At 61.6% G+C, this 7,959-nt stretch carries 8 protein-coding genes and 1 pseudogene; 6 read left to right on the forward strand and 3 right to left on the reverse strand.

All coding sequences use genetic code 11. The annotated features are described in order from the left end of the window. The 3 genes from QZY48_RS00850 to QZY48_RS00860 all read left to right on the forward strand — a co-directional run. On the forward strand, positions 1 to 622 hold a 622-nt coding region (locus QZY48_RS00850; RefSeq protein ID WP_295426547.1), incomplete at its 5' end, for a thiamine pyrophosphate-dependent enzyme. After that, complete coding sequence (locus QZY48_RS00855; protein ID WP_295426548.1) at positions 622 to 2,250, forward strand: NAD(P)-binding protein; 1,629 nt, start codon at positions 622 to 624, stop codon at positions 2,248 to 2,250. The genes QZY48_RS00850 and QZY48_RS00855, both read left to right, overlap by 1 nt. A 93-nt stretch (positions 2,251 to 2,343) precedes the next feature. Next, positions 2,344 to 3,153, forward strand: a complete 810-nt coding sequence (locus QZY48_RS00860; protein WP_295426549.1) for a Uma2 family endonuclease — start codon at positions 2,344 to 2,346, stop codon at positions 3,151 to 3,153. A gap of 41 nt (positions 3,154 to 3,194) precedes the next feature. On the opposite strand, the gene QZY48_RS00865 is transcribed toward QZY48_RS00860, so the two are convergent. Continuing rightward, positions 3,195 to 3,446 carry a hypothetical protein gene (locus QZY48_RS00865; protein WP_295426550.1) on the reverse strand — a complete coding sequence of 84 codons (252 nt, stop codon included), beginning with the start codon at positions 3,444 to 3,446 and terminating at the stop codon, positions 3,195 to 3,197. Positions 3,447 to 4,312: 866 nt separating this feature from the next. On the opposite strand from QZY48_RS00865, the gene QZY48_RS00870 reads away from it, so the two are divergent. Further along, positions 4,313 to 4,633 carry a helix-turn-helix transcriptional regulator gene (locus QZY48_RS00870; protein ID WP_295426551.1) on the forward strand — a complete coding sequence of 107 codons (321 nt, stop codon included), beginning with the start codon at positions 4,313 to 4,315 and terminating at the stop codon, positions 4,631 to 4,633. A 5-nt stretch (positions 4,634 to 4,638) separates the two neighbouring features. Continuing rightward, complete coding sequence (locus tag QZY48_RS00875; protein ID WP_295426552.1) at positions 4,639 to 5,574, forward strand: reverse transcriptase family protein; 936 nt, start codon at positions 4,639 to 4,641, stop codon at positions 5,572 to 5,574. Positions 5,575 to 5,679: 105 nt separating this feature from the next. Here QZY48_RS00875 and QZY48_RS00880 read toward each other — a convergent pair whose 3' ends face one another. Together QZY48_RS00880 and QZY48_RS00885 are read right to left on the reverse strand one after the other, a co-directional pair. Next, complete coding sequence (locus tag QZY48_RS00880; protein WP_295426553.1) at positions 5,680 to 6,000, reverse strand: DUF29 domain-containing protein; 321 nt, start codon at positions 5,998 to 6,000, stop codon at positions 5,680 to 5,682. A 649-nt stretch (positions 6,001 to 6,649) separates the two neighbouring features. After that, entirely contained in the window at positions 6,650 to 7,594 is a 945-nt protein-coding gene (locus QZY48_RS00885) for a hypothetical protein (RefSeq protein ID WP_295426554.1), read from the reverse strand. Between the two features lie 75 nt (positions 7,595 to 7,669). Between QZY48_RS00885 and QZY48_RS00890 the strand changes: the two are divergent. Beyond that, a pseudogene (locus QZY48_RS00890) lies at positions 7,670 to 7,959 on the forward strand (pyruvate ferredoxin oxidoreductase); the annotation flags it as partial.

Below are 7,959 nucleotides of genomic sequence, written 5' to 3' on the forward strand. Positions count from 1 at the left end.
CGGCTTCGGCTGCCTGTCGGGCATGTTCGAGCGCAACGACGACGTGCTCTACATCTGCTACGACAACGAGGCCTACATGAACACCGGGGTGCAGCGCTCCTCGGCGACGCCCGGTGCCGCGCGCACCGCGACCACCCCGGCGGTCGGGGCGGCGCCCGGTAACGTCTTCGGTCAGGGCAAGAGCCTGCCGCTGATCGCCATGGCCCATGAGATCCCCTATGTGGCCACTGCCATCGTGTCCGAACTGCGCGACCTGGAGGCCAAGGTCAAGCGCGCCATGGAGATCCGCGGCGCCCGCTATATCCACATCTTCGTGCCCTGTCCGCTGGGCTGGGGCACCGCCTCCAATCAGACCATCCACATCGCGCGCCTGGCCAAGGAGACCGGCATCTTCCCGGTGATCGCGGCCGAGCACGGCGAACTGACCAAGGTGTCGAAGATCCGCAAGCAGTTGCCGGTCGAGGACTATCTGAAGCCGCAGCGGCGCTTTGGGCATCTGTTCTCCCCGACGCCCAATCTCGCGGCCATCGCGCACATTCAGGCGCTCGCGGACCGCAATATCCGGCGCTTCGGTCTCATCGATGCCGCCCCGGTCGCCGCTGCCGGCGCAGGAGACAATTGATGGAAAAGCCCTTTGCCATAACCCTCGACGTCGGGTCTTCGCTCGCCAACAAGACCGGGAGTTGGCGCACCTACCGCCCGCTCTATGTCGATCGGCTGCCCCCGTGCAACAACGCCTGCCCCGCCGGCGAGAACATCCAGGGGTGGCTCTATCACGCCGAGTCCGGCGACTATGAGCAGGCGTGGCGCGTCCTCACCCAGGACAACCCCATGCCCGCCGTGATGGGCCGGGTCTGCTATCACCCCTGCGAGACCTCCTGTAACCGCGGTCAACTCGACGAGTCGGTCGGCATCAACTCGGTCGAGCGCTTCCTGGGCGACCAGGCGATCAAGTTGGGCTGGAAGTTCAACCCGCCGGAAACCGTGAGCGGCAAGCACGTACTGGTGGTCGGCGCCGGCCCCTCCGGGCTCTCCGCCGCCTATCACCTGGCGCGCCTGGGGCACCGGGTGACCATCCATGAGGCCGGGCCCTTCGCCGGCGGCATGATGCGCTTCGGCATCCCCAAATACCGACTGCCGCGCGACGTGCTGGAGGCCGAGGTCCAGCGGATTCTGGACTTAGGCGTCACGCTCGAGCTCAACACCAAGGTCGAGAACATCGAGGCGACGATGCAGGCCGGCAAGTTCGACGCCGCCTTCCTCGCCGTCGGTGCCCATATCGCCAAGCGTGCCTATATCCCGGCCGGCGAGGCGGCGCGCCTGCTCGACGCCATGCAGGTGCTGCGCGGCATGGAGGGCGAGGAAAAGCCCATGCTGGGGCGCCGCGTGGTGGTCTACGGCGGCGGCAACACCGCGCTCGACGTGGCCCGCACCGCCAAGCGCCTGGGCGCCACTGACGCCATCATCGTGTACCGGCGCACCCGCGAGAAGATGCCCGCCCACGACTTCGAGGTCGAGGAGGCGCTGCAGGAAGGCATCATGATCAAGTGGCTCTCCACCATCAAGAACATGTCCGACGAGGGCACCTTGACGGTCGAGAAGATGGAACTCGACGAGAAGGGCTTCCCGCAGCCCACCGGTGAGCTGGAGACGCTGGAGACCGACTCCCTGGTCCTGGCGCTCGGCCAAGACGTGGATCTGTCACTCTTAGACGGCGTGCCGGGGCTGGAGATCAAGGACGGCGTGGTGCAGGTCAGCCCCAACATGATGACCGGGCGCCCGGGCATCTTCGCCGGCGGCGACATGGTGCCCTCGGAGCGCACCGTGACCATCGGCATCGGCCACGGCAAGAAGGCCGCGCGCAACATCGACGCCTGGCTGCGCGGGGAGGTCTACGAGCCCGCCCCCAAGCACGCCCTGGCCGAGTTCAGGAAGATCAACCCCTGGTACTACGAGGACGCGCCCAAGACGGTGCAGCCGACCCTGGACCAGGCCCGCCGCCAATCCACCTTCGAGGAGGTGGTGGGGGGCCTCAACGAGACCAATGCACTGTTCGAGGCGCGGCGCTGTCTGTCCTGCGGCAACTGCTTCGAGTGCGACAACTGCTACGGCGTCTGCCCCGACAACGCCGTGATCAAACTCGGCCCCGGGATGCGCTTCGAGTTCAACTTCGACTACTGCAAGGGATGCGGGATCTGCAGTGTGGAGTGTCCCTGCGGGGCCATTACCATGGTGCCTGAGAACGCCTGACCGGACCCCGGGCGGCCAGGGAGGGCCGCACCTGGGCCGCCGCAACAGCGCGTCAGGTCCCACCCATTTCAGATGAACCGCGGGGTGAATCCCATGCCGAAGACGGTTCCGGCTTTCCAGGCCCCTGGTCCGTTCCGGGCCGACCAGATCAGACCCGGCGACCCCTACGAGTTGTCCGATGGTCACCCGATTCAATGCATGCCGACGGGCGGGCGCGGCTCGCGGGCCAACCTCGTGGGGGCCGCGATGCTGGACAGCGATCCCGCGGTCGAGTCGGCCGGTGTCGATACCGGTTTTGCCCTGACGCCGAACACCCTGAGGGCGCCGGATGTAGCGGTGGGTAATGTCACCGACGCCGCCGGCTGGGTGAAGGGCCCGGCCCCCCCGTTGGCGGTCGAGTATGCAGATTCGGGCCAGGACGAGCCCGAACTCAGGGCCCGGATTGCCGACCTGCTGGCCGGTGGGACACGCGTGCTCTGGGTCGTGCGGCTGGTCGGTCCCCCACGCGTCGAGATCCACACCCCGGGCCTGCCGATGCGGGTCTGCCGCCCCGGTGAACTGCTCGAAGCCCCCGGTATCCTGCGCAACCCGGTCCCCGTGGCCGCCCTGTTCGACCGCACGGCCGCCCACGAGGCCACGCTGCGGAACCTGCTGCAGCGCAAGGGCTACGGCGATCTCGACGCCGTGCGTGAGGAGGGACAGGTGCAGGGGAGGGAAGAAGGCCAGACGCAAGGCGCACTCACCGCCCTGCGCGAGGCCCTGCTCCTGGTCCTGGCCCAGCGGGGACTGGACCCCGATCCCGCCCGGCGCGCGGCCATCGCCGACTGCACCGACCCCGAGCGGCTGCGCCGGTGGTTGGGCCAGGCGGCGGTCGCGGCAAGTCTGTCCGAGGTCTTCGGGTGAGTCCGGGCGCCGGATAGATCGGGGGGAAATCGACGATGGACTCAGCTATCGACCGCTAGATCGAGCAAGGCAGACAACAGGGTGTCACGCAGGGTGTCGAGCAGGGCATTGAACAGGGCGTCGAGCGAGGCCGGCGGGAGGGCAAGGCCGCTATCCTCCTGCGCCTGATCGACCTCAAGTTCGGCCCCCCTAGCCAGTCGGTTTGCGAGCGCGTCGCCAACGCGGACCCTGATAGATTGGTGCGTTGGTTCGACCGCATCCTTACAGCCGACAGTTTGGACGCGGTGCTGCACTGAGGGGCCGCGGAGACGACTTCCGGTAAGCGAGGTGATACGTCCCCACGCTCCCGGAGTGCCCGTGCGGAGACTTTACATTGTGCCTGAGAACATCTTATTTTTCTGTGACATGACCGGACGAAACCTGGGAGTCGGTCCGGAAGCCCCAGTTTCCAGACTCGCAGGCTGCGTGACGGAGTCCGTCATTTCGGTCGGGAAGCCGGAATTCCGGCTAGAGACAGTAACCCTTATCCTGGCGTGGTCTACAAGCACTGCGTGGGCATTGTAGCTTCTAACGAGCTGATAACCAGAGATAACTGTGAGGATCTTGACGCAGATACCCAGCATCGAGTTTAGATTGTTCGCTGGCGGCGAACAAATGTTGACATTTGGCGAACAGGCAGGTATCTTAACTCGCAGGTTTCATTTGTTGGAGGATTTCGGGTAATCGTTGGGCCTGCTGCCCGTGGAGGCTTTGCCTCTCCCCCGTCGTGACGTCCCAGCCGCCGAGTGCGCGCATCCGACTCATGACTATAGCCGCCCTCCGAGAGGGGCGGGGTTTGTTGTTAGAGGGACAAGCGTTTGGTTTTACCTCCTTTGCCATAGCTTCAGTGTTACATCCGAGAAGGTCAGCGTTGTGTTGACCTGTGACTCTGAGAGATTAGCAATGGCAAGAACGTCAAATGAAACCAACCAAACGTCGCCAGTTCACCCAAAACGAAAATGGCCCCGCAAGGTGCTTTTTGCAGTTTTGTGGACGCTTCATCTTATCATTAGCCTTGCGCGGTGGTGGGATCGAGTAGTAAGGCTTTGGGAGATCCTCGAGTCTTGGCTGGCTAACCTCTAGCAAGCAATTCGTTAGTAATTATAGAGTAATTGATTCCATGAAAGCCAAATTAGGGGAGGCGCTTCGGCTTGTAAGGTCATTTCATGATATGAATCAAACTGACTTGGCTCAGCGTTTAGGTATTTCGCGCTCTTACTTATCAGAGCTAGAAGCCGGAAAAAAGACTCCTAGCCTTGATTTGCTCGATAGTTACGCGAAGGCGTTTGAAATACCTATTTCGTACCTCCTTCTTTTTTGTGAAACGCTTGAAGACGGTGATGTGGCGACAAAGGTTAAGTCTGCGGCCACCGAGAAGGCGCTTAAGGTTCTAAGCTGGATTGAAACAATTCGTAACCGAAACAAAAAAATTGCTGCATGACTCGTATGGGAAGTGGCTACAAGCTTGATCAATCTCGCTTATTTAAGTTGGCTAGCAAGAGAAAATTGGCTGGCCTCCTTGGTGTTTCTATAAAACAAATGATGTCTTCTGCCACTGCGCCAGATTGTTATCGGTTGTGGCCAACTAAGCCAAAATACCCATCCAAACTTCCGATATTGAGTCACAAACCTCGTGAAATTCAAGAGCCAGTCGGTTTGCTGAAGAAGATTCAGGAACGGTTGCAGGATCTTTTGGCCAGGATTGAAACCCCAGCATATTTACTGTCCGCAAAAAAGGGCTGCTCATATGTAAGAAATGCAAGCCTGCATACGGCGCCCGGCCAGCTTATTCGGATTGATATTAAAGGTTTTTACAGGAATGCCAGCGATAGGTTTGTCTTTCGCTTTTTCCAGGATGATTTGCAATGCAGCCCAGACATAGCAAAAGTTCTCACGAACATTGTCTGTTGGAATGGGTCCCTACCTACTGGAAGCTCTGTCAGTCCGATAATGTCTTTTTTTGCTTATCGCCCAATGTTCGACGAGCTTAATGGCCTTGCTTCATCTATCGACGCTGTGATGACGGTGTATGTTGATGATATCGTTTTCTCCGGGCAGAATGTAACCGGAAGCCTTATTCCAAAGGCAAAGATTATAATTAGAAAATCAGGCTTACGGGGACATAAAATATCCGCTTTTAAGAAGGGCGCAACGCGGGTTGTAACGGGCACTGCAGTGACGCAAAACGGACAACTTGATATCCCCAATAGGCGGCATCGTAAAATTCGGGCATTGCGACATGAGTATGATTGTGCCATCAATGCAGCAGATAAACGGATTTATTATAACGCGTTGATTGGTCAATACCGGGAGGGAAGCAGGCTTGATCCGGACTTTAGAAGAAAAGCAACAGATCTTCAAGCAGAAATGGGGAGCACATAAGCAGCAGATATTGTCCTTATACCAACAGGCGTTGGTCAGCCGTTTTCTTACAGTGAGCGTGCGGGACAGGGTCAGATCGATACGGTGCCGATAATCGCGCCTTATTCAATTCTCGGCCGGAGAAAACGTCTTTTCCAGAATCTGATCGAGCGAGTAAGGACACTCCCAGGAAAACAGGTGCTCCGGCAATCCGGTTTCGTAGCCAGCTCGATCCACCGCATCCGGATACACATCGGCCAGGACCTCGGGCAGGAAGGGCTTGCGGCTTGGGCTCTGCTTGATCTCCCGTGCGACCTGTCGGCGCTGCTCCCGGATCGTGCCGTCCCAACTGCTGGTGCGGTGATCGGGCTGGTGCTCCCATTTCAGAAGATGGGCGAGCAGCACGTCCAAACGGTTCATCACTTCGCGGCGCTCTTTCGCCCCCATGCTGTCCAACTCCTAGGCCAGGTCATCGAGATTGAACTCGTCGAGCTTGTGCTCGCGCACGAGCGCTGCCGCCCGCTGTGTCCCGGCGTGAAAGTCGCTCTTGTAGAGGTCTGACAGGGTGCTCATCGATGGGACCGCGTTGGCGATATCCGGGCGTTCTTCATCCAATGTCCTAGTCGAGTCCAGGCGCGGCGGCAAGGACCCCGTGGGGCTGAGGGTGCCGCGGGCGTGCGGCGGCGAGTGAAGTCGCTTGGCCAATGGGACCTTGGTCATACTTGCGGCCATCGAGCGTACCGCGAGGCCGTTGGTCCGCACAGCGGACCCTACGGAGTTCCGCCTCTTCTCTCTGCGCCTCTGCGCCTCTGCGTGAGATAGTCCTGTCATGTCTCGCGCAGACGCGCAGGCGCAGAGGAGGATGAGAATCGCTTTGTTGGCCGGAACGATGATTTAGCCGCTGCGCGCAGGTTCCGGCACGAAAGTCGCTCTGGTAGAGGTATCACCAGGTGCTCATTAACTGGACCGATCGCCGGTCCAGTCGCGGAAGGCGCAGCGCAAGCCGTGGGGCACCGCGTCGCCGCGGTCGCCGCCGACCCCGTAGCCCAAGGCCGTGCATGAGTTGCAACCCATCTTGTGCTGTGTGGAATCGGGTTCAGTGACCGCGGCGCTTGAGCCACTCTTCGACGATCGCGGGGTCCAGGCCGCGCAGGCGTTCTTCCGGGTCCAGGCCGCGCAAACGCTCTTTCGAGTCCAATCCGCGCAGACGTGCCTCGATGGGGAACTGGTCCACGATGGCCTGGATGTCCTCGGAATCGAGCTCATGCAAATGCGCGATGCGCAGGCGCAGGGTGTCGCGTTTGAAGTCCTCAATGGTGTAGGCCATGTCGGGTACCTCCAGGCGGTAGGTAAAATAGAGTTGTGCCAGCAAGTCGCTGCGGAGCGGGTCGTATGGATGATAGTTCAGCAATCCGTGGCGAACCCGGTCAAGTCGGGCACTGAAGATCTCCCAGGGGGCATTGCGCGGGTCTGCGGCGATCTGCCCGAGAAAAATCAGCCTCACTGTGCGTCCGCCCCAGCGCAGATCAAGGACTCCGGGCCAAGGGGTGGCGGTCAGGTCGCTGGCCGGGATCTGGGCGAGGAGCTTCTCGGGGGTGCGCGTGGCGACGGCGTAGAGGCCGAAATCGGCCTCCGGCAGGAGACGGTAAGACCCCGGCGTGGGTTCCGTCAGCTCGCGCGGCGGCCCGGCGCCGTCCGGGGTCAGGCTGGGTTGACGCGTCCGTTCGATCGACACCAGCTTGCGGTAGGTCACGAAGTGGCCGAGCAGTTCGTCCAGCGCCCAGGCGTCGAGGGGCTGATGCTGCGACTTGTAGGTCAGCAGGTTGTGCGTCGCGAGACCCTCCAGCCCATCGGGCAGACCGGCGAGCGCGCCGGGGCCGGCGGTGAGTCCCGCGCTGGCTTCCCGCTCGATGATGAGGATATCCAGGCGTTGGCTCTTCAGCGCCAGTTCCTTCTCGACCTCCACCCGCCACGGGCGCCCGGTGAAGAGATCGGTGAGGGCGATGCCAAACAGGCGGTGCCAGGGGGTAGGGGTTTCCATGCCCTCCAGTGTAGCAGCCGCAGTGGCGGTCCCGCCGCCCGAAAGACGCTTCAGTCTCGCCAGTGCTTTACCGGGGTGCAGCGCTCCTCGGCCACGCCCGGAGCCGCGCGGACCGCCACCACCCCGGCGGTCGGCGAGGCCCCCGGTAACGTCTTCGGTCAGGGCAAGAGCCTGCCGCTGATCGCCATGGCCCATGAGATCCCCTATGTGGCCACTGCCATCGTGTCGGAACTGCGCGACCTGGAGGCCAAGGTCAAGCGCGCCATGGAGATCCGCGGCGCTCGCTATATCCACATCTTCGTGCCCTGTCCGCTGGGCTGGGGCACCGCCTCCAATCAGACCATCCACATCGCGCGCCTGGCCAA

This window comes from uncultured Thiodictyon sp., assembly GCF_903828115.1.
Taxonomy (GTDB): domain Bacteria; phylum Pseudomonadota; class Gammaproteobacteria; order Chromatiales; family Chromatiaceae; genus Thiodictyon.